Origin of the sequence: Amycolatopsis taiwanensis DSM 45107 (assembly GCF_000519205.1) — a bacterium.
In the GTDB taxonomy this organism is placed as follows: Bacteria; Actinomycetota; Actinomycetes; order Mycobacteriales; family Pseudonocardiaceae; genus Amycolatopsis_E; species Amycolatopsis_E taiwanensis.
Genome location: NZ_JAFB01000008.1, coordinates 247822 through 267458 on the forward strand (window position 1 = coordinate 247822; position 19637 = coordinate 267458).

Sequence of the window (19637 nt, forward strand, 5' to 3'; positions counted from 1 at the left end):
ACAGACAGCACCGTCGCCCGGGTGCTAGTCCGGAATGTACTCAGCGCGGAGCCCGGATGAGGGTGATCCTTGGTAGGGCCACCTCATCCGGGCCTCTGCGTCTTTCCCTCGCGCCACAACGGAAATGCCGCACGATGCGCGATCGTGCTACTGGGTCGTGACGTGGTGTCCAGTGGCGCGGGTGAGTGCCGCGGTGATGTCGTCCCCGGCCGGTTCGGTGAGGACGGCGGCGATGTGGGCGTCCGGCCGGAGCACCCACACTTCGTCGGGCCGGGCGCCCAGCGCGGTGGTCAGGGTGCCGTCGGGGTCGATCTCGTCGAGGGCGAGTACGTACACCGGGCCGGGCACCGCTGCGGCGGCCGCGCGCACCACGGTGGCGTCAGTACCGGCGCCGGTCAGGAGCAGGAAGCCGTCACGGGCGAATGCGCGGGCCCGGCCATGATCGCCATCGGGCGTGACGATCGGCGCGTCGGGAAGCAACACTCCCGGACCGGCGGGCGGGACCTGGCCGCGCGGCGGCCGCCCGGCGAACGGACGCCGGGGATCCGCCGTGGTCAACGATGAGTCGACGTACCAGAACGGTTCGGACAGCCGGCCGGAGTCCACGTCCGCGCGGGCCGCCGGGTCCGAGGCCGCACGGGTGAGGATGTCGGTGCGTCGCCGCGTTCGTTCCTCGTCCGGTGGGACGAGAAAGTCCATGGTCGCCGTCGTGACCTCGAGGTTCTCGCAGGCCGCCGCATGCCGCTCGGTGTGGTAGGTGTCGAGCAAGGCCTCGGGTGCCCAGCCGTGGCCCACATAGGCGATCTTCCAGGCGGCGTTTTCCGCGTCGAAGACTCCGGTGTTCAGGCCCCGCGCGCCGAACGGGGAGACGAGGTGAGCGGCGTCCCCGGCGATGAGGATCCGGTCGAGGCGCATGCGGTCGACCACGCGGGAGTGGAAGCGGTAGACGGACTTCCACACGATCTCGTAGTCGCGATCACCGATGATCTTCCGGATCCGTGCGTCGAGCGCGCCGGAGGCGGCCTCGGCGTCGAGGTCGTAGTCGGCCGGCACCTGCCAGTCGATCCGGAAGGTGTCGTCCGGGCAGGGGTGGATCAGCACCTGGCGACCGGGGTTCCATTCCGGATCGAAGTAGAACCGGCGTTCGGTCGCCCAGGTCGGCAGGTCGGTACGGATGTCACAGATGAGGAACCGGTCGTCGAAGGAGTGCCCGTCGAAACTCACCCCGAGTAGGCTGCGGAGCTCGTCGCAGCGTGCCCCGCCGCACACCACGAGATACGAGCCGCGCAGTTGCCCGCCATCGGCCAGTTGCACCGTGACACCGGTCGCGTCCTGGTCGATCGCGACGACCTGGTGGCCCCAGCGCAGGTCCACCAGCGGCTCGGCGGCGATGCGCTCGTCGAGAATCTCCTCGGTCCGGGTCTGGGAGATGTTCACGAACGGCGGGAACGCCGGCCGCCCCGGCTCGGCGAAGTCGTAGCTGAACAGCTCGTCGTCGCGATAAAACGTGCGTGCCGTGGTCCAGGTGACGCCCTCGTCGGCGATCTGCCGGCCCGCGCCGACCGCTTCCCAGACGTCGAGGACGTCCCGTTGCTGGCAGATCGCCTTCGAGCCGACCGGGTCCCGGTGCGGGCGCTGATCGACCATGATCGTCGGCACGCCCCACCGGGCGAGCAGCAGCGCCGTGGTCTGCCCGACCGGGCCGGCACCGAGGACCAGTACCGGCGCGCCTGGCCAGGCGCCGGGCAGGGGATCGGTGGACATCGTGAGTTCTCCCGTCTTTGCGAGGCCGGTGTCGAGGGCGGTGGTCAGTCCTGGAGCTGGGCCCAGACCGCCTGGTCGCGCTCGGCGGTCCAGATGACCGGCCGCTCCACACCGGACAGCTCGTCCCACACGCGGGAGACGTCGAAGGGCAGGCAGTGCTCGAAGATCGGCCAGTGGCCGTAGTCATCGACGAGCGCGGCATGCGTGGCCTCGAAGGCTTCCTTGAGCGTGCCGCCGCGTTGCTGCACCGCGCCGACCTCACGGAGCATCACCTGCAGGAAGTTCCGGGTCTGCTCGATCGCGGCGTCGACCGCCTCGCGCCCCCTGCTCACCGCACCCCGGCCGCCGATGAGCTGATCCGCACCGAGCGCCTTGAGGTTGTCCAAAGTGGACGAAGCCCAGTCGCGGTGGAAGGCGTCGCCGGTGTAGAGCGCCGCCTCGGCCTCCACCAGGTCCCCGGCGAACAGGATCTTCTGCTGGGGCAGCCAGGCGGTGATGTCGCCCTCGGTGTGCCCGCGGCCGTGCCATTGCAGTACCAGGTCTCCGCGGTCGCCGTCGAGGTCGATGGTGAGCCGGTCGGCGAAGGTCAGCGTGGGCCAGGTGAGTCCGGGCACCGAGTCGGCGCCGTCGGCCAGCCGTGGCATGCGGGCGAACTCGCTTTCCCAGTCCTGAAGGCCCCGCTCGGCCACCAGCGCCCGGGTGTTCTCGTGCGCGACGATCGTTTCGGCGTCGAACGCACTGGCACCGAGCACGCGGACCGCGTGGTAGTGGCTGAGCACGAGGTAGCGCACGGGCTTGTCGGTGTGCTCGCGCAACCGCGCGAGCCACTTGCGTGCGGCCACCGGGGTGGCAAGGGCCTCGAAGCAGACCAGGAAGTCTTCACCCTCGATCGCGCCGATGTTCGGGTCGCCCTCGGCGGTCAGGGCGTAAACCCCGTCGGCGAGCACCTCGAGAGTCTGCTGCTTGGCCGCGGTGTCGGCGGAGGAGGCGAACGGCTTGGGCATAGTGGTGTCCTTTCGATCAGACGACGGTCGGTTCAGTCGGTGGCCAGTACGAACGCTTCCCGCTCGGCGGCGGGACGTTCGCGCAGGGCGAGCACGGCGATGAGCGTGATCAGACAGACCAGGAGCATGTAGGCGGATACGGACAGGGAGGTGCCGGTGACCTGGATCAGCCAGGTCGCGAGCAGCGGGGCGAAGCCACCGCCGAGAATCGCGCCGATGGAGTAGGCGAAGGAGACGCCGCTGTAGCGGATCGCGGTCGGGAAGAGCTCGGCGTACGCGGCCGCTTGCGGACCGTAGGTCAGACCGAGGCCGAAGGCCAGGGCTATCACCGCCAGCAGCATCAGCGGTATCGAGCGGGTGTCGAAGAGCAGGAAGAACGGGAACGTCCACGCGGCCATCGCGATCGTGCCGACCAGATAGGTGCGGCGGCGGCCCCAGGAGTCCGACCATTGCCCGGCGAGCAGGGTGAACACTCCCCAGGCGACGGCACCGACGATGCCGATCAACAGCATCGTCGAGCTCGACAGGCCGAGCGTCTTCGTGCCGTAGGAGTTGATGAACGCGATCAGGATGTAGCCGATCATGTTGTTGCCGATGAACAAGCCGATCGCGACGAGCAGTTCGCGGGTGTTCGTGCGGAACAGCTGAACCAGCGGAGCGGAGCTACGGGAGCGGCGATCGCGCAGCTCGTCGAAGACCGGGCTCTCGGACACCCTGGCCCGTACGAAGAACCCGACCGCGATCAGCACGACCGAGAGCAGGAACGGGATGCGCCAGCCCCACGACTGGAACTGCTCCTTGCTCGTGGTGGACGAGATGGTGAAGAAGACCAGATTGGCCAGCAACAGTCCCAGCGGCACGCCGATCTGCGGGAACGAACCGAACAGCCCACGTCGGCCGGCCGGAGCGTGCTCCACTGACATCAGCGCGGCTCCGCCCCACTCGCCACCGGCCGAGAAACCCTGCAGCAGGCGCAAGAAGACGAGCAGCACCGGCGCCGCGACACCGATCGAGTCGTACCCAGGCAGCAGGCCGACGCCCACCGTGGAGATCCCCATCAGCAGCAGGGTCGCGACCAGCACCGCCTTACGGCCCAGGCGATCGCCCACGTGCCCGGCGACGATGCCGCCGATCGGCCGGGCCACGAAGCTGACGCCGAGCGTGGCGAACGAGGCCAGCAGCGCGGCCGTCCCGTCCAGCGACGGGAAGAACTGCTTGCTGAACACCAGGCCGGCAGCCGAGGCGTAAACGAAGAAGTCGTACCACTCGATGGTCGTGCCGACCACGCTCCCGCCGATGACCCGGCGCAGCTGGGTCTTGGCGGACCCGGCGGGCGAACCGCCCTCGGTCGCCGTGCTCGACGGCACGGGATAGGCGGAATCCCCAGGGCTGTACGTCATTGGCAGTCCCTTCTTGAGGTCGGGAGGTCTCGATCCGCGACCCTTGATGATGATAAAAGGTTTAACTATCTGGCAGACGGTAAGCGACGGACGTCACGAATACCAGAACCAGCCCCAAGGTTTTACCGCCAAATGACAGTGACATAGGTCACATTGCGCGGTGACTCAGAAGCGGCGACTGACCCAGTCCGTGGACTGTCCGGCACGTGCGATCTTGGTCAACACGGTGTTCAGGGTCTCGACCTCATCCTCGGTGAGAAGCGCGGACCACTTCGATTCCCGCTGGTTATGGTGCTGAAAGGCCGACTCCAGCCGATCCGTACCGGCCTGGGTAAGTGAGAGCACCACGCCGCGGCCGTCCCGGGCGTCGGGTGCCCGGGCGAGCAAGCCGGCTGAGCTGAGGGTCTTCGCGAGACTGGACACCGCGGCCCGGCTCATCCCGGTCAACTCGGCGGCACGGCGGGCCTCCAGGCCATCGGCGACCCAGAGCGTGAACAGCAGGCGGAAGGCCGACCAGCTCCAGCCGGCGGGCCGGTGCACTGTGGACTCGAGGTCGTAAACGATGCTGTTCGCCACGCGATGCAACAACAGCACCATGGCCATGGCGGCGCGGTCCGTGCCGGGGAGCCGCTCCTTCGTCCGGTCGAGAGCGACTTCCGCGAAGGACAACGAGTCGCTCGGCTCGCCGGATTGCGCCGAGTCGGGGTCAACACCGGACCGGGGGTCGAGGGACTTGGCCACCGGCCAATGGTAGGTCGCCGCCGGCCCGGGCGTGCTTCGGAGTGCGAGGCGACGGCACGCCGGGCCGCGTTCTACTCGGCGGACTTGAGCGGAAGGACGATCCGGGCTTCGATGCCGTATTGCCTGCAGAGGGCGATCAGGTGCGTGCCGTCGTAAAGCTGCAGCGGCTTGCCGTTCGACCATTCGTAGCAGCCCGAGGTGAAGCCGTGTGTGGTGACCAGGATGCCCTTGTTGGCGCCCTCATGCTGGACCGTGCCATGCAGTTCCCGGACCGCGCTGGGCTGGACCTTGTGCGTGTATTTCTTCGCCTGGATCACGTACTTGGCGCCGCGCACCGGGTCGTGGTCATAGGCGAGCACGTCCACGCCGCCGTCACCGCTGTTCGGGAGCTTGTAAGTTTCGAAACCCATGCGGGCGAACAGGTTCTGGATGAAATGCTCGAACTCTTCGGCGGTCAGGTCGACCAGGTTGGGGTGCCGGTCCAACTCGCTGATCACGTCGGCGGACTCGACGATGCGCGGGTCGGCCATGCCGAAATCGACAATGGGCGTGACGGGTTGGACGTCGTCGGGGTGTCCACTGATCTGCGCGGCGAAATGGATCTGCGCGCAGTCGACCGGCTTGACCTTGCGCAGGTTCACCTCCTCGAAGTGCTTGCGGGTCGCGCGTAGCGTGATTCGGCAGGTGCGGTTGGGCTGACCGGTCGCGGAATCGATGCCGTCGACCACGCCGTTCACCACGACCGTGTGCACAAGATCAGCAGGGTCTGAGCGGAACACCACGTACAACGCGACGAGAGCGATCTGGGCGATGAGATCACGGTAAGCCTGCCGCCGCTCGGTGATCGACCTGCCGCGTGACACCTCGACCGTGTCCCGGGTCTTGACGTAGCGGAACTCCTTGTCCGTGGGCACCACGTCGAACCCGGGAAGATCCCACTCGATGACGAGCATCGTGGATTCGGGGACATAGCCCGCCCGGCGAGCCGTGGGACAACCGGCGGGCAGCCGGACCGAGTCGATCACCTGCTGGAAGTAGTCGCTGGTCGCGATCCGCTCACCGGCCAGCACCCGCTCACGCCGCCGATCGATCGCCGCGTTGTGCTCCGTTGCGGCGCGCACCGCGGCGGCAACGAGTTCGTTGTGCTGCGCCTGAGCCGCCGCCACCCGCTGCTGCCGCGCCTGCTCGGCCTGCTGGTGGCGCACCAGGTCCCGGTCGAACCGCTGACGCTGACGTGCGGTCAGCTCGTCGAACCGCTTGTTCCGCCCGAGCATCCGGCCGATCGCTCCCGGTTCCCGCGGTTCGTAGTCCGCCCAGTTGGGCGCGGGGGAGGGGCTCGCGTCCCGGCCGAGATCGAGCACGGGCAGCGCTGGGGTGGCTTTACCGGCCGTCAAGTCCAGCGGCGCGGCCCGGGCGTCGAGCGCGGCGTGCAGGATCCCGGTCAATTCGGCCAACCGCTCAGCTGCCTCCCGGGTCCGGCCGCTCGCCCGTTCCTGCTGCTCGGCGAGGTAATCCTGGTGGGCCTGGCGCGCCCTCTCCTTGGCCTGACGTTTGCGCTCGGCGGCCTCCCACGACGCCATCCGCTGCCGCTGCCGCTTCCACTCGCTCCCGGACGACCGACCCGTTCGCTGCGCCACGGCACTCCCTCCCGTGCAAGCGTTCCTCTCTGACGGTAAGCCAACAACTGAACCCGCTGAGTCTGATCCACGACAACTGTGCCCGAACGGAGCACCGCGCTGCGGTCGTTTCGATGGACGGCCAGTCTGAGACGACCGCGGCCGACCTTCTCGTACGGCAGCCTTCGTGGCTTGGTGTCGTGGACTCAGAACGGCGGCTCCTGGGTGCCGTCGTACTGTTGATCGTCCTTTGTGGGCTTCGAGGACTCCGCGATCAAGATTGCCCGAGAGTGGAACGTGCCACATCGGCCCGATCGAGGTCGTGCACGAGTTCCGGCGAACCAACGGTCCCGACAGGCTTCCCCAGAGGTGGACGGTGGCTTCGTAGCGTGTGGCGACGGCGGTGTGTTCCCGCTTCAGGCTGCCGTGTTCCTGTTCCAGACCACTGTGTTCTTGTTCCAGGAGGCTGTGTCCCCGGTCCAGGACGCGAGTTCGTTGCACTGGCAGGGTAATCCTGCCTTCGGTATCTCTGTGGTCCCAAGCCGGAACTCGGGTGCCTGGACCGGGGACACACCCGGCCGGACCGGGAACTCGGGCGCCTGAGCCGGGAACTCGGGTGCCTGAGCCGGGGACACGCCAGGTGCTGGCGTGTCCCCGGCTGGGGCGGGCGAGTTCTGGGTTCGGGTGGCTGAGTTCTGGGGCGGTGGAGGTGAGTTCTGGGTTTGTGACGTTTCCGGGATTCCGGCAAGAACGACGAAACCGGCCGAACGCACGCCAACCGAATTCGATACAGGCCCTGGGCGGGCGACCGCCCATCTCGGCATCCCGACGTCTGATCAGATCTACCTGCCATGAAGATCGGTTACTTTAGCGGCCGTGACCGGTGGCTCTGGACAGCTTCCGCTGGTCTTCCTTGACGTTGATGGACCGCTCATTTCGTTTGGCCTTGCGCCGCAGCCGTACCCGGCCTACCGGACAACGTCAGGTCCACACGGGCACCTCGAACCCGCTGCCTGCCAGAGCAGCGCAGCCCGCTTCAGGCCGTGACGTGCGCGCTGTCGCCGCCAGTCGCGGCGAACGAGGTCCCACTGATCATTCGGGCTTGGTCTGACGCTAAAAAGACGATCAGCGGGGCGACGTCCGCCGGTTCGAGCCAGGGCACGCCCAGTGGTGTCTTGGCTTTCAACAACTCGACAGCCCTGCGCTCGTCCTCACTCGCGTCGCCACTGGGTACCTGCCCGGCCTCGATGATGGCTTGCGCGTAACGGCCCTCGTGCCGGGTCAAGGCGGTGTCGATCAGACCGGGGATGACGGCGTTCACCGTGATGTTGTGGGCGCCGAGTTCCAGCGCCGCCGACTTCATCAGGCCGATGATCCCCCATTTGGAAGCCGAGTACGACGATCCGAACTTCGTTCCGTGCTGGCCCTGCGTCGATGACGTGACGATGATCCGCCCGCCGCCGCGCCGGACCAGTAGCGGCGCGAAGACGCGCAGAACATTCGCCGTACCGTGCAGGTTCACGTCGATCTGGTCGTACCAGTCGGGATCGGACATTTCCAGCAGCGGCTTGAACGCCTGAATCCCGGCGTTCGCGAAGACCACATCGACACCGCCCCATTCCCGCTCAACCGTCTCGGCGATGGCGCGAATCTGGGCGATCTCACGCTGGTCGGCGACGTGCTGCAGCCACCGGCCGCCCGCGGCCCTCACGAGCCGGCCGGTCTCGGACAGGTCCTCGACCGTGGCGGGTTCGAAATCGAGGATCGGACTCACTCGGGTGGCGATGTCAATCCCGGCCACGTCCGCCCCAGCCTGGCTGAGCGCAATCGCTGCTGCCCGGCCGATCCCCCGGGCAGCACCGGTCACGATGGCGATCCGACCAGTCAGTGGCCCGGATACCGGGGACTCGTTTCTGGTGGTCATCGTTTCTCCTACGTGCGAGTCGCGCGGCCGGTCGGAAGACGGTGCCGGCGTTGCTGGTGTCGTGGATCGAGCCGTGGCAACGGATTAGGATGATCTCGTGTACGTTCCGGCTCACTTCGCGCCCGATGACGAATCGGTTCATGAGCTTCTGGCCGATCATGGGGCCGCTGATCTGGTCACGGCGACCCCTGACGGCCTGGTGGCGACGATCCTGCCGTTCGTCTACGACCAGGAACATGGCAGGCTGCTGGGCCACCTCGCCCGGAACAACGATCATTGGCGGCGATCGGTGATCGGTGATGCGTTGGTCATCCTGCGTGGCCCCGACTCCTACATCACGCCGTCGTGGTACGCGTCGAAGGCGGAGCACGGCCGGGTGGTGCCCACCTGGAACTATCTCACCGCGCACGTCTACGGGACCATGACCGTGCACGATGACCCGGACTGGGTGGCCGACGTCGTACGCCGCCTCACCGATCACCACGAAGCCGGTCGGCCGGAACCGTGGTCGGTCGACGATGCGCCGGAGAAGTTCTTCCGTGGCCAGCTCAGGGCCATCGTGGGGATCGAAATCACCATCAAGCGCATCGAAGCCAAGTTCAAACTCAGCCAGAACCGTCCGGCAGCCGATATCGACGGAGTGATCCGCGGACTCCGGCAGTCCGGAGACGAGAGCGGCGCGACCGCCGTCGAGAACCACCGCCCCTGACGGTCAATTGCTACGAGGCGACCAGTCCGGTTGGCAGTCTTCACCGGCAGGTTCTGACAATTCCTCAACCTCGAACACCCGAGAGATCCGGTCAGTGCTTTTGTCGTAGCACGCTGCGAATCGCGTCGCGAGCCCGGTCCATGAGCGCGGTGGGTGGGCCGAGCACCAGGTGCTCGCCCGGGCTTTCCACACCGGGGTGCGGACGCGTGGGCGCGATCGCTTCCGCGGCGCGTACGGTGTCCGCCATGGCGCGTAGCCGCTTTTCGTCGCTGGTCCGGCGCAGCAACGGGAACTCTTCCTGTTCCTCGTGATCGGCATGTGCCAGCACGTCGTCGCGCAGCTCGCGGAGCAGGGTGTCGAATCCTTCCGCGTCCGGCCCCAACTCATCCAAACTGGACAGTAACTCCTTCGCGCGGCGTTCCTCGCGGATGCGCGCCTCGACGATCGGCTCACCGCCCTGCTGCTGGCGTACCTCAGGGTGTACGAGTTCTTCCTCTGCGGTCTCATGCACCGAAAGTAGTTTGACCAGCTCACCGAAGGCCTGCGCACGGTGAGCGTTTCCGGCGTCCTCCACCTCGGTGAACAGTTGCCGGATCTCTTCGTGCTGGCGCTCGAGGAGAGTGACCACGTCGATGTCCTCGGACATGTCGGCTCCTTTCTTTGCCTCACACGCCGGCGGGCTTGACCCGCGCTCAGTGCCTCTGGTTGCTTGAGACGCGGTGCCGGTCGCGCGTGTCTCGATACGCCCTCTGGCTACCCGGCATACGCCGGGTTTCCACCCGGTGGTGGCGGCGTTTTCGCCGCCCGTCGACGGGTAAACGGGACTGGACGCCAGCCCGATCGAAGGAGGTCCCATGACCGACCGTCCCCAGCCACCACAGCAGCAGGAACCGCCCGGCGTGACCGCGAAGATGGAACCGCCACCGCGGGACTCGATGGCCGGCTACGAGGGGCGTGGCCTGTTCACGGGGCAACGGGCCTTGATCACCGGCGGGGATTCGGGTATCGGCCGGGCAGTCGCGATTGCTTTCGCGAAGGAGGGGGCCGACGTCGCGATCGCCTACCTCAACGAGCACGAGGACGCCAAACGGACGGAAGACCTCGTCCGGGCCGAAGGACGGCAGTGTGTCCTGCTCCCGGGTGATCTGGCCGAGGCCCGGCACTGCCGGCAGGTCGTGGCGGAAACCGTGCGCCAGCTGGGTGGCTTGAACATCCTGGTGAACAACGCCGCGACGCAGTGGCCGGTCGACGAGCCCGAGGACCTGACCGAGGAGCAGTGGATGCGGACCTTCGACATCAACATCCACAGCTACTTCCGGGTTACGCAGGCGGCGTTGGCGTATCTGCAGGATGGCGACGTCATCGTCAACACCGGTTCGGTGAACGGCTTGCGGGGCAACAAGTCGCTGATCGACTACTCGGCCACCAAGGGAGCGATCCACGCGTGGACGTTCGCCATGGCGCAGGCGCTCGCCGGACGGAGGATCCGGGTCAACTGTGTCGCGCCTGGCCCGGTGTGGACGCCGCTGATCCCATCGACGTTCCCACCGGAGAAGGTGGAGAGTTTCGGCCTGCAGGTGCCGTTCAAGGAGGCGGCGCACCCGGACGATGTGGCGCCGTCGTATGTCTTCCTCGCTTCGAACCGGTTGTCCGGTTACTACACCGGCGAGGTGCTTGCGCCGCTCGGCGGCGAGACCACGCCCGGCTGAGGCTCTGCCGGGCGACGAGTGTGTGAGGTGTTCGTATGGCGTCGGAGAGTGTGCTCGAGGTCCGTATCGGTGCCCCGGGCAGCGTGATGGCGATCGAGTCCGGCCGGGTACGGGTCGATGTGCCCCGGTCGGTGGGGTATTTCGGAGGACTGGCGGTTGCGGTGGGGCTGGGACTCATCGAACCGCCGCTGGCCATGTTCATCGCCGCGGTACCGGTGTTCAAGGCGTTGACCAACAGCGCGCTGCCGGTCGTCGTCCGCTTTGTCGGCGAGGTTTTCGAGGGGGCGGCCAAGCCGGTCGGCAGCGACGCCGAGGGAGTCGTGGAGCTGGAGGACCAGGGGGAGGCCGACACGACCACGGCCTACCTCCTGCCTCGCCAGCGAACGTCCAGGTCAGCACCTCAAGCCCGGCACAGTCGGTAGCCGACGACTGCACGTGGTTAAGACGGACTGGGCTCAGGACTTGCCCAGCGCCTCCTGCAGGTCGTGTTTGGACATCCTCGAGCGGCCCTTGATCCCACGCTGCTTCGCTTCGTTGTAGAGCTGGTCCCGGGTGAGTCCGCCGGGCCCCTGGCGCTTGCCGGATCGCTTGCCGCCGCGTCGTTCGGGGGACATGTCCTTCGTCGAGGTCTTGCTCGCCCGCCTGGACTCGCCCTCCTGCGCACGGTCCTTGTTGACGGTCCTCGCCGCCATCTCCTTTGCCCGGCGCTGGCCGTAACCCCGATGCTCGGCCGATTCCTTGACATGTTCGTACTGTCGTTCCCGTTTGTCGCTCCATGCGCGCGGCATTCGTCATCAACCTCTCTCGATTATCGGGGGTCGGGCTAAGCGTGTACCCACCGTGAGACCGGTTGAATCCTCGATCCACAGCGCCGGTGCAACGAACACCCGAATGGTTGGTTCTCGCGTGCCGCGGGTAGCCGGATTCGTGTTGACCGTCGGCGTCGAGGAAGAGTTTCTGTTGATCGACGACGCCGGTCGTCTTTCACTGCGCGGACCCGACGTGGTCCACGCGGCAAAGGAGCCGGAAGTCGCGGTACAACTCGAACTCGGTCGCTGCCAGGTCGAGTCGGCGACCGGGGTGTGCGAGAGCGCCGGCGAACTCCTGGGCCAGCTGCGAGAGCTGCGTGGGCGGCTGGCGAAGGAAGCGGGCAGAAGCGGGCTGCGGGTGATGGCGAGCGGGACACCAGTGTTCGCCCAGGAAACCCCGCCCGAGATCACGCCGACGACGCGCTACCGCCGGATGGCCGAACAGTTCCGGGCCATTGCCAGAACCGGCACCGCGTGCGGGTGCCATGTGCACGTGGCGGTGCCGGACCGGGAGGCCGGGGTCGTGGTCAGCAACCATGTTCGGCCCTGGCTTCCGGCGTTGCTCGGGCTGACCGCGAACTCGGCTTTCTGCGATGGCCAGGACACCCGCTACAGCAGTTGGCGGCACATCCTGTGGTCGCGGTGGCCCTCCGCCGGCCCGCCACCGGTTTTCGTCTCGCTCGATCACTACGAAACCATCGTCGATGGCATGCTCCGCGCCGGGGCCATGCTCGACCGAGGGATGCTCTATTGGGACATCCGGTTGTCCGAGCGGCAACCGACCCTGGAAACCAGGGTCGCGGACGTGGCCGTGACGGCGGAGGCAGCCGCGCTCCTGGGCATCGTGGTCCGTGGGCTGGTCGGTACCGCGCTAGACGACCTGGACAGGCCGCCGCTCTCGCTGTCCCAGGAGGTGTTGCGCGCCAACCTGTGGCGGGTGGCCCGCGACGGAGCCGGCGGGAGCTGCCTGCATCCGGTCACCGGCCGTCTCGTGCCGGTCCATGCCCAGCTCACCGAACTGGTCGACCGGATCCGGCCCGCCCTGCGCGCCACCGGCGACGTGGATTTCGTGCTGGAGGCGCTGGCCAAGCTACGGGAGACCGGCGATGGCGCGCAACGGCAGCGTGCCGCCTTCGCCAAGCGAAAGCTGCTCGGCGACGTCGTCGACTCTCTGATCTTGCGCTGAATACGATCAGCGGCTCGGGCGGCGGCGGAACTCGGACAGGATCGCGCCGTAGAGAAGGTGGTCGGCGGCCAAGGCGGCCCGCTCCCGCAATGCTTTGCCCCTGCGTGCTTGCAGCCCGAGCACCGGCACCAGCACGACCTCGAACAGCAGCCACAGCGCCGCGCCGAAGATCGGGCCTGCCCACGGCTTCAGCCGCACGCGGTCCGGCAGGAGGCCGAAGACTGTTCCGCCGCCTGCTCCGTACGCCCAATGCATCAGAACGATGAGCCCATCCCGCTGTCCAGGCGACATCCGGCGGATGATCTTCGGCGCGTGCTCGAAGGCGACCATTTCGGGTGGAGTCTGTCCCACCAGGCCGACTCGGGTGGTCAGCAGGCGCATCCCGCTCATGCTCATCGCCGCCACGGCCCCGCGCACGGTGGCGTGCAGCACTTCGCGCCCACTCGTGTGCGAGGGCCCACGGTAATGGTGCTCAGCCATGCGCGGTCTCCAAAACAGGTAGTCCTCGGCGTTCCCGCCGCGCCCGGTTCGAAATGCCGATCAGTCCTGGGAAATCGCTTCCACCAGCTCGCCGACCTGAGGGTCCTTCAGCGCGCGGGCGACGTCGGCCTGGGCGACGATCCCGACGAGGTCGTGGCCGTCGATGACGGGGAGACGCCGGACCTTGTGCCGTGCCATGGTGCGGAAGATCTCGTTCGCGTCGTCGTCGGCGCCGATGGTGACGGCTTCGCCCTGCGCCAGTTCGCCGGCCCGGATCGCGCGCGGGTCCTTACCCTCGGCGAGCACCTTCACCACGATGTCACGGTCGGTGAGCATGCCCTTGAGCCGGTTGTCCTCACCGCAGATCGGCATCGCGCCGACACTCACCTGGGCCATCCGCTTGGCGGCGTCGAGGACGGTGTCGCTCGTGCGGATGCAGGCGGGGCTCCTGGTCATGATGTCGCGGGCCTTGGTCATCGCTGTTCTCCTCCTTCGGCCTTGTGGGCGTTCTGTGCCGTCTTTCTCTTGCGGTACCGAGAAATCGAGCCCTTCATGGCCTACCCCGCACTCGAGTTCGTCAAACGGCGCCGGCCGTCTACCGGCCCGTCGGGTGCCCTCGGCGGAATACGGGTTCATCTCCCGGGTACCCGCCGGGCGGTCACCTTGTGAAAGGAGGATGTCAGTGAAATACCAGGACCTTGTCGAGTCGGTACGGGACCAGGCCGGCCTGGACAGCACGGGCGAGGCACGCGAGGCGGTGCAGGCGGTGCTGGCCACCCTGGCGCACTGCCTGCCACCGGAGGATCGCCGGCGTGTCGCCGAACGCCTGCCCGGCTTGCTGGAGCCCGCCGCAGAGGTGCCGGGACCGCCCGAGATCCGCGACGGCACGGGCCTGCTGATCCAGATCGGCCATCGGCTCCAGACCACACCGGAGCGGGCGCGGTACCTCAGCCAGGCGGTACTCAATGCCCTGCGAGCCGGCGACGCGGAGCTTGTCGACCACCTGCACAGCCGGTTGAGCTCCGACATTTTCGACGTGCTGACCCCGGCCGGGGAACCACCGCGACGGGCGGCCAGCGTGCGCGCCGAGGTCCCCACCGAGTTGTCCGATGCCGAGATCGACCAGGCGTTGCGCCACCTCACCGGCTGGACCGGCGATCACACCGGCATCTCGCGCACGATACAGCTCCCACCGGACCGGCTGACTCCGCTGACTAACCGGGTTCAGCGGGAGGCCCGCGAACTCAACGATCACGCACACATCGAGCGCGAGGCCGACACGGTCACCGTCACGTTGAACACCGGGCAGCCCGGTGTGGTCACCGAACCCGATCTCGAGCTCGCCGAACGGATCGACCGTGCGGTGGCGGAAATCGGGTCCGGTGGTCGCCCCTGACGGCAACAGACACGTCGCGTCTTCGGCGTCGGCCGCTTCAGCTGCCGACGCCGATTCGACGTATGCCTGTTCCGGCGAGGATCCGGTCGTTGAGCAGGTTCCGGGTGTCGACCACGACGGGTCGCCGCGTGGTCGCCGCGATCGCGGCCCAGTCGAGATCACGGAACTGGGGCCATTCGGTGAGCACGACCACCACATCGGCGTCTTCGGCGACGCGGTACGGGTCCGCCGTGGTGGTCAACCAGTCCGGGCCGCGCGACACGGCCGGATCGTGCGCCGTCAGCACCGCGCGCTGATGGGCGAGTTCGGCCGCGATGCCGAGCGCGGGGGAGTTCCGGAGGTCATCGGTGCCCGCCTTGAAGGTGAGCCCGAGCAGTCCGACCCTGGCGCCGGCCAAGGAACCGTCCGCGGTGCCGGTCGCGGCGATCCGGATCTTGCGCACCATCGACGCGGATTGGCGGGAGTTCACCCGTACCGCGTCGCGAACCAGTGGAAGGTCGACCCCGGCGGCCTCCGCGAGCCCGAGCAGTTCGCTGGTGTCCTTGGGCAGGCAGGAGCCACCCCAGCCGGGCCCCGGCGTGAGGAAGGCCGTGCCGATGCGGTCGTCGAGGCCCATCGTGTGCGTGACCTCGCCGATGTCGGCGCCCACCCGCTCGCACAACTCGGCCAGCGTGTTCACATAGGACAGTTTGATGGCCAGAAACGCGTTGCTGGCATACTTCGCCAGCTCGGCGCTCTCCGCGGTGGTGTGGAGCACCGGCGCGTCCAGCCCGGCGTAGAGCCCGGCGACCCGCGTCGCGGCGTCGCGGAACTCGGGCGCGGACCCGATGAGAATGCGGCCGGGGGCGAGGAAGTCGGAAACCGTGTGGCCTTCGCGAAGGAATTCCGGATTGCTCACCACGGGGACGTCGTCGCGGCCGAGCAGGGCGGGCAGCCGGGCCGCGGTGCCGACCGGCACGGTGGACTTGGTGACGAGCACACAGTCCGGTGGTATCACGCTCCCGAGTTCCCGCAGCACGGCCTCGACGGAGCCGAGATCGGCGGTGCCGTCCCGGCCCATCGGGGTGGGCAGGCACAGCACGACCACGTCCGACTTGTCGAGTGCGGCGAGTCTGGTGGTGAATCCGAGCCGCTCCTCGGCGAGCCCCTCCCGCACCAGGTCGCCGAGCCCCGGTTCGGCGATGCCGATCTCACCTTCGGCGTAGGAGTCTACTTTGGATCGGTCATTGTCGACGCAGGTAACGTGGTGACCGAGGTGAGCGAGACAGGCGCCGGTGGTGAGGCCGACGTAGCCCGCGCCCACGATTCCGACGCGGTTACCCATGAGGCACCTTCTCTCGCAACAAACCGGCAGCCGCTGCCAGCACGCGCGCGGGCTGGAGCATCAGCAGGCCGGAGTCGGTCCGGTTGCCGTGCGGGTCGCCCACATCCCCGACCCACAGCGCGATGTGCTGCGTGGCCGTGTGCGGCGGGCCCCACAACCGGGGTGGCGTCGGCCCGAAAAGCAGTACGGACGGCGTGCCGAAGGCGGTCGCGAGATGCCCGACACCGGTGTCCCCGCAGACGACGAGCCGGGCCGCGGCGACCAGCGACGCCAGTTCGGCGAGTCCGGCCCGCCCCGCCAGCACGGCTGATTCGGGCAGCCCGGCCGGCTCCGCGATCTCCCGGGCGAGCGCTTGCTCGGCCACGGAACCGGTGATCACCACCCGATGGCCGGCCGCGGCGAGGTCGCGCGCCACGGCCGCGTACCGCTCCGGTGGCCACCGCCGGGCCGGAGAGGCCGCGCCGGGGTGGATCACCACCGCGCTCGGCGCCGGGCTCGGCCCGGGCGGTTCGGGCAGCCGGAGGTCTTCGCGGTCCGCCTGGATCCCGCCGTATTCGAGGAGCCGGCACCACCGGTCCACCTCATGCACGTCGCTCCGCCACTCGAGGCCGGGCTGGGCCGGAAACGCCGGATGACGGTGAGTGAGCAGGTTGCCCGGACGTTGCGCCAGGAGGTCTTCGATGCTCTCCGGACCGCGTCCGTGCAGGTTCACCGCGAGTGCCGGCCGGTTGCCGGGCCAGTGCAACGAACCGAGTCCCGAGGTCGGCAACAACTCGTCGACGGCGTCGATGAGCTCCACGACGTCTCGCAGCCTGTCCGGGGTCGCGAGGACGAGCCGGGCGTCGGGGCGGGCGCGGCGCAGTGCGCGCAGCGCGGGAACCGCCGTGAGCAAATCGCCCAGACCCAGCGCGCGGAGCACGAGGACCGAGTCGGTCACGGCCACGACCCTTCTTCGGATGAGCAGACGACGAGTTCCCGTACCTCGCAGCCCGGCGGCTGGCTCAGCGCGAACACCACCGACCGTGCGGTGTCCTCCGGCCGGTTGAGCTTCGCGCCGGGCGGTGGTTTGTACTGTTCGGCGCGGCCGTCGAAGAAGGCGGTGTCCATGCCACCGGGGATCAGCAAGGTGACGCCGACGACGCCCGCGGTCTCGGCGGCGAGCGCGCGGGTGAAGCCGACCATGCCGAATTTGGAGGCGCAGTAGGCGGTCGCGTCGCCGACGGCCTTGATGCCCAAGGTGGAGCCGCAGGTCACGACGGTCCCGTGGCTTTCCTTCAGGTACGGCAGTGCCGCGCGGACCACGGTGACGGTACCGAGCAGGTTGACCTTGATGACCTGTTCCCAGTCGCGGACGGGCACCTCGTCGAGCGGTCCGCAGGCATCGATGCCCGCGGCGGTGAAGACGCCGTCGAGCCGGCCCCCGGCCCGTTCGACGAGATCGCGCACCGCGGTTTCGGTCGCCGCGGTGTCCGACAGGTCCGCCTGGGCGAACTCCACCGCCCGTTCGGGCCGGACCCGGTCGATCACGTATGGCTTTCCACCCGCTTCGGTAACGGCTTCGGCCACGGCGGCGCCGAGGCCGCTGGCCCCACCGGTGATCAGGATGTTGCCCAGTGCTGTCATCGCTCTCCTTCACAGTTGCCGCGCGCGGTGGCCACCAGCCGGCTCGTCGAGTACCCGGGCACGGTCGGCACCAGCACGATTTCGCCACCGTGGCGGCGGATCACTTCGGCTTCGGGGAGATCGGATTCGGCGTAGTCGCCGCCCTTGACCCAGACGTCGGGACGCAGCCGCTCGAGCAGCCGGGCGGGCGAGCTTTCGCCGAAGACGGCCACCGCGTCCACACAGGACAGTTCGGCGAGCAGGTGCGCCCGGTCGGCTTCGGCGACGATCGGACGGCTGCTCCCTTTCCGTCGCCGGACCGAATCGTCGGAGTTGAGGCACACGATCAGCGCGTCACCGAGTGCACGCGCCTGCCGCAGCAATGCGAGGTGCCCGGGGTGCAGCAGGTCGAAACACCCGCCGGTGGCCACGAGCCGCCCGCCGGAGGCGCGGACCCGCGCGGCGAGTTCGAGGGCCGGTTCCGGGGTGGCGGGCGCGGTCTGGGCGCGTTCGTGCACCGACAGCGCGGAAGCGCCACCAACGGCGACGAACCTCGCGGCCGCCTCCACGCCCGCCGCCACCGCGTCGGCGACTGTGCGCCCATCGAGCAGTGCGCTCGCGGCGGCGCAGGCGAACTGGTCGCCTGCCCCGCAGGTGTCGTATCCCGCGAAACGCAGCCCGGCCGGCACCTCGACGGTCGTCACGCGTTTGGCGTTGGCGAGCAGTGCGCCCGCCGAGCCCGTGGTGACCGCGACCGAGTCGGTACACCATTCGTCGCGGAGGACCTTGGCCAACTCCGCGGGCTCGGTGTAACCCGGCGCGAACCCCGCTGCCTCGCCCGCGTTCGGGGTGACCAGCCGGGCACCGCGGATCGGCGCGGGCCCACGGGGATGCGGATCCCACACGATGGGCACTCGCGGCGCGAGTTCGGTGAGCAGGCCACGGATCTCCGGGTGCGCGGCGACGCCGCGACCGTAGTCCGCGACCAGTATCGCGCCGGCCGTACGCAGTGCGGCGATCACCTCGGGCGCCAGCGGAGTGGTCTTGGCCTTGCCGTTGCCGCCGTCGAGGCGGAGCATCGACTGTCCGCCGGCGCGAATCCTGGTTTTGCTGATGGTGTTGCCCTGCAAGGGAAGCCGCAGCACACGCACGGCCGGCGCCAGCATCCTCGCGATCGCCGCCCCGCCCTCGTCGTCACCAAGGGCCGTCACGAGATCGACCGCGGCGGTGCACCGCGAAGCAAGCAACGCCGCCAGGCCGGCGCCACCGGGCCGGTGCCGTTGCCGGACCACATCCACGACCGGCACCGGAGCCTCCGGACACAACCGGTTCGCCGTGCCGTCGATGTCGACGTCGAGGAGCACATCGCCGACCACCACCAGCCGACTCGCGGCAGTCATGTCGGGACTCCGAGTGCTTCGTCGAGTGAAGCGCACAGCGCGTGTACCAACGCCAGATGTACCTCCTGCACGGTCGCCGTGCTCGGCGCTTCGACCGCGATGGCGTCATCACACAAGGCCGCGAGCGGGTTGGGTGCGGGCCCGGTGAACGCCCAGGTGATGACGCTGATGTCCTGTGCGGCCTTGGCCGCGGCGACGACATTCGGGCTCGTTCCGCTCGTGGACAGCAACAGGAGGACGTCGCCTCGCCTGCCGTGGGCGCGGACCTGACGCGCGAACAGCTCGTTCTGGTCGTAGTCGTTGCCGATCGCGGTCAGCGCGGACGTGTCGGCGTGCAGCGCGATCGCCGACAGCGGCCGGCGTTCGTGGCGGAACCGGCCGACCAACTCACCGGTCAAATGCTGCGCCTCGGCGGCACTGCCACCGTTGCCGCAGGCCAGGAGCCGGCCGCCGCCGTCGAGGATGCCGGCGAGCCGGTGGCCCCACCGCTGGACCTTGGGCGCGGAGACACTCGTCCGCGTCGCGGCTTCGCTCAACGCCGCGAAATGTTCTCTGATCACGAAACACCTCCTG

The 19637-nt window shown here is 68.5% G+C and carries 20 protein-coding genes; 5 read left to right on the forward strand and 15 right to left on the reverse strand.

Annotated features, from left to right (window positions below; genetic code table 11):
• Window positions 1–147 precede the first annotated feature (147 nt).
• The 6 genes from A3CU_RS0108090 to A3CU_RS0108120 all read right to left on the reverse strand — a co-directional run bounded on the left by A3CU_RS0108090 (window position 148) and on the right by A3CU_RS0108120 (window position 8449).
• Window positions 148–1764 carry an FAD-dependent monooxygenase gene (locus A3CU_RS0108090; protein ID WP_052371539.1) on the reverse strand — a complete coding sequence of 539 codons (1617 nt, stop codon included), beginning with the start codon at window positions 1762–1764 and terminating at the stop codon, window positions 148–150.
• A 44-nt stretch (window positions 1765–1808) separates the two neighbouring features.
• A complete protein-coding gene (locus tag A3CU_RS0108095; protein WP_027941865.1) occupies window positions 1809–2768 on the reverse strand; it encodes an MBL fold metallo-hydrolase in 960 nt (319 codons plus the stop codon).
• Between the two features lie 32 nt (window positions 2769–2800).
• Complete coding sequence (locus A3CU_RS0108100; protein ID WP_027941866.1) at window positions 2801–4168, reverse strand: MFS transporter; 1368 nt, start codon at window positions 4166–4168, stop codon at window positions 2801–2803.
• A 165-nt stretch (window positions 4169–4333) separates the two neighbouring features.
• Window positions 4334–4909: a MarR family winged helix-turn-helix transcriptional regulator gene (locus A3CU_RS52255; RefSeq protein ID WP_245616924.1), complete on the reverse strand. Its 576-nt coding sequence runs from the start codon at window positions 4907–4909 to the stop codon at window positions 4334–4336.
• Window positions 4910–4980: 71 nt separating this feature from the next.
• Window positions 4981–6546: a restriction endonuclease gene (locus A3CU_RS52260; RefSeq protein ID WP_245616926.1), complete on the reverse strand. Its 1566-nt coding sequence runs from the start codon at window positions 6544–6546 to the stop codon at window positions 4981–4983.
• A 1015-nt stretch (window positions 6547–7561) separates the two neighbouring features.
• Window positions 7562–8449 (reverse strand): SDR family NAD(P)-dependent oxidoreductase, encoded by an 888-nt coding sequence (locus tag A3CU_RS0108120; protein ID WP_043840758.1) that lies wholly within the window; start codon window positions 8447–8449, stop codon window positions 7562–7564.
• 97 nt (window positions 8450–8546) lie between these two features.
• Between A3CU_RS0108120 and A3CU_RS0108125 the strand changes: the two genes are divergently transcribed.
• Window positions 8547–9158, forward strand: coding sequence for an FMN-binding negative transcriptional regulator (locus tag A3CU_RS0108125; RefSeq protein WP_027941870.1), 612 nt, complete (start codon window positions 8547–8549; stop codon window positions 9156–9158).
• A 91-nt stretch (window positions 9159–9249) separates the two neighbouring features.
• Here the strand turns inward: A3CU_RS0108125 and A3CU_RS0108130 are convergent, their stop codons facing one another.
• Window positions 9250–9804: a hemerythrin domain-containing protein gene (locus tag A3CU_RS0108130; protein WP_027941871.1), complete on the reverse strand. Its 555-nt coding sequence runs from the start codon at window positions 9802–9804 to the stop codon at window positions 9250–9252.
• Window positions 9805–10012: 208 nt separating this feature from the next.
• Between A3CU_RS0108130 and A3CU_RS0108135 the strand changes: the two genes are divergently transcribed.
• Together A3CU_RS0108135 and A3CU_RS0108140 are read left to right on the forward strand one after the other, a co-directional pair.
• Window positions 10013–10867 carry an SDR family oxidoreductase gene (locus A3CU_RS0108135; protein WP_027941872.1) on the forward strand — a complete coding sequence of 285 codons (855 nt, stop codon included), beginning with the start codon at window positions 10013–10015 and terminating at the stop codon, window positions 10865–10867.
• A gap of 35 nt (window positions 10868–10902) precedes the next feature.
• Complete coding sequence (locus A3CU_RS0108140; RefSeq protein WP_027941873.1) at window positions 10903–11289, forward strand: hypothetical protein; 387 nt, start codon at window positions 10903–10905, stop codon at window positions 11287–11289.
• A 33-nt stretch (window positions 11290–11322) separates the two neighbouring features.
• Here the strand turns inward: A3CU_RS0108140 and A3CU_RS0108145 are convergent, their stop codons facing one another.
• Window positions 11323–11655 (reverse strand): hypothetical protein, encoded by a 333-nt coding sequence (locus A3CU_RS0108145; RefSeq protein WP_027941874.1) that lies wholly within the window; start codon window positions 11653–11655, stop codon window positions 11323–11325.
• A gap of 118 nt (window positions 11656–11773) precedes the next feature.
• Here A3CU_RS0108145 and A3CU_RS0108150 point away from each other — a divergent pair, with 118 nt between their 5' ends.
• Window positions 11774–12862 (forward strand): carboxylate-amine ligase, encoded by a 1089-nt coding sequence (locus A3CU_RS0108150; protein ID WP_027941875.1) that lies wholly within the window; start codon window positions 11774–11776, stop codon window positions 12860–12862.
• A 6-nt stretch (window positions 12863–12868) separates the two neighbouring features.
• Here A3CU_RS0108150 and A3CU_RS43895 read toward each other — a convergent pair whose 3' ends face one another.
• Window positions 12869–13342: a hypothetical protein gene (locus A3CU_RS43895; RefSeq protein WP_156960280.1), complete on the reverse strand. Its 474-nt coding sequence runs from the start codon at window positions 13340–13342 to the stop codon at window positions 12869–12871.
• A gap of 60 nt (window positions 13343–13402) precedes the next feature.
• The gene (locus A3CU_RS0108160; RefSeq protein ID WP_027941876.1) at window positions 13403–13819 is read right to left on the reverse strand and encodes a CBS domain-containing protein; all 417 of its coding nucleotides are present in this window, start codon (window positions 13817–13819) and stop codon (window positions 13403–13405) included.
• A gap of 205 nt (window positions 13820–14024) precedes the next feature.
• Here A3CU_RS0108160 and A3CU_RS0108165 point away from each other — a divergent pair, with 205 nt between their 5' ends.
• Entirely contained in the window at window positions 14025–14738 is a 714-nt protein-coding gene (locus A3CU_RS0108165) for a DUF2267 domain-containing protein (RefSeq protein ID WP_027941877.1), read from the forward strand.
• Between the two features lie 37 nt (window positions 14739–14775).
• Here the strand turns inward: A3CU_RS0108165 and A3CU_RS0108170 are convergent, their stop codons facing one another.
• Genes A3CU_RS0108170 through A3CU_RS0108190 form a run of 5 tightly spaced genes read right to left on the reverse strand, consistent with a single transcriptional unit; the run spans window position 14776 to window position 19624 of the window.
• Window positions 14776–16062 carry a UDP-glucose dehydrogenase family protein gene (locus A3CU_RS0108170; protein WP_027941878.1) on the reverse strand — a complete coding sequence of 429 codons (1287 nt, stop codon included), beginning with the start codon at window positions 16060–16062 and terminating at the stop codon, window positions 14776–14778.
• Window positions 16055–17005 carry a glycosyltransferase family 9 protein gene (locus A3CU_RS0108175; protein WP_027941879.1) on the reverse strand — a complete coding sequence of 317 codons (951 nt, stop codon included), beginning with the start codon at window positions 17003–17005 and terminating at the stop codon, window positions 16055–16057. The genes A3CU_RS0108170 and A3CU_RS0108175 overlap by 8 nt, the downstream gene beginning before the upstream one ends.
• The gene (locus A3CU_RS0108180; protein WP_027941880.1) at window positions 16996–17685 is read right to left on the reverse strand and encodes an SDR family oxidoreductase; all 690 of its coding nucleotides are present in this window, start codon (window positions 17683–17685) and stop codon (window positions 16996–16998) included. The genes A3CU_RS0108175 and A3CU_RS0108180 overlap by 10 nt, the downstream gene beginning before the upstream one ends.
• Complete coding sequence (locus A3CU_RS0108185; RefSeq protein ID WP_027941881.1) at window positions 17682–19064, reverse strand: PfkB family carbohydrate kinase; 1383 nt, start codon at window positions 19062–19064, stop codon at window positions 17682–17684. Before A3CU_RS0108185 ends, A3CU_RS0108180 begins: the two co-directional genes overlap by 4 nt.
• Window positions 19061–19624, reverse strand: a complete 564-nt coding sequence (locus A3CU_RS0108190) for a D-sedoheptulose-7-phosphate isomerase (protein WP_027941882.1) — start codon at window positions 19622–19624, stop codon at window positions 19061–19063. The genes A3CU_RS0108185 and A3CU_RS0108190 overlap by 4 nt, the downstream gene beginning before the upstream one ends.
• Window positions 19625–19637: the final 13 nt, after the last annotated feature.

Coding starts and splice junctions, on each gene's coding strand:
- A3CU_RS0108145 (WP_027941874.1), bottom strand. CDS start 11,655: ATGCCGCGCGCATGGAGCGACAAACGGGAACGACAGTACGAACATGTC.
- A3CU_RS0108170 (WP_027941878.1), bottom strand. CDS start 16,062: ATGGGTAACCGCGTCGGAATCGTGGGCGCGGGCTACGTCGGCCTCACC.
- A3CU_RS0108185 (WP_027941881.1), bottom strand. CDS start 19,064: ATGACTGCCGCGAGTCGGCTGGTGGTGGTCGGCGATGTGCTCCTCGAC.
- A3CU_RS43895 (WP_156960280.1), bottom strand. CDS start 13,342: ATGGCTGAGCACCATTACCGTGGGCCCTCGCACACGAGTGGGCGCGAA.
- A3CU_RS0108100 (WP_027941866.1), bottom strand. CDS start 4,168: ATGACGTACAGCCCTGGGGATTCCGCCTATCCCGTGCCGTCGAGCACG.
- A3CU_RS0108095 (WP_027941865.1), bottom strand. CDS start 2,768: ATGCCCAAGCCGTTCGCCTCCTCCGCCGACACCGCGGCCAAGCAGCAG.
- A3CU_RS0108120 (WP_043840758.1), bottom strand. CDS start 8,449: ATGACCACCAGAAACGAGTCCCCGGTATCCGGGCCACTGACTGGTCGG.
- A3CU_RS0108135 (WP_027941872.1), top strand. CDS start 10,013: ATGACCGACCGTCCCCAGCCACCACAGCAGCAGGAACCGCCCGGCGTG.
- A3CU_RS0108090 (WP_052371539.1), bottom strand. CDS start 1,764: ATGTCCACCGATCCCCTGCCCGGCGCCTGGCCAGGCGCGCCGGTACTG.
- A3CU_RS0108180 (WP_027941880.1), bottom strand. CDS start 17,685: ATGACAGCACTGGGCAACATCCTGATCACCGGTGGGGCCAGCGGCCTC.
- A3CU_RS0108160 (WP_027941876.1), bottom strand. CDS start 13,819: ATGACCAAGGCCCGCGACATCATGACCAGGAGCCCCGCCTGCATCCGC.
- A3CU_RS0108130 (WP_027941871.1), bottom strand. CDS start 9,804: ATGTCCGAGGACATCGACGTGGTCACTCTCCTCGAGCGCCAGCACGAA.
- A3CU_RS0108140 (WP_027941873.1), top strand. CDS start 10,903: ATGGCGTCGGAGAGTGTGCTCGAGGTCCGTATCGGTGCCCCGGGCAGC.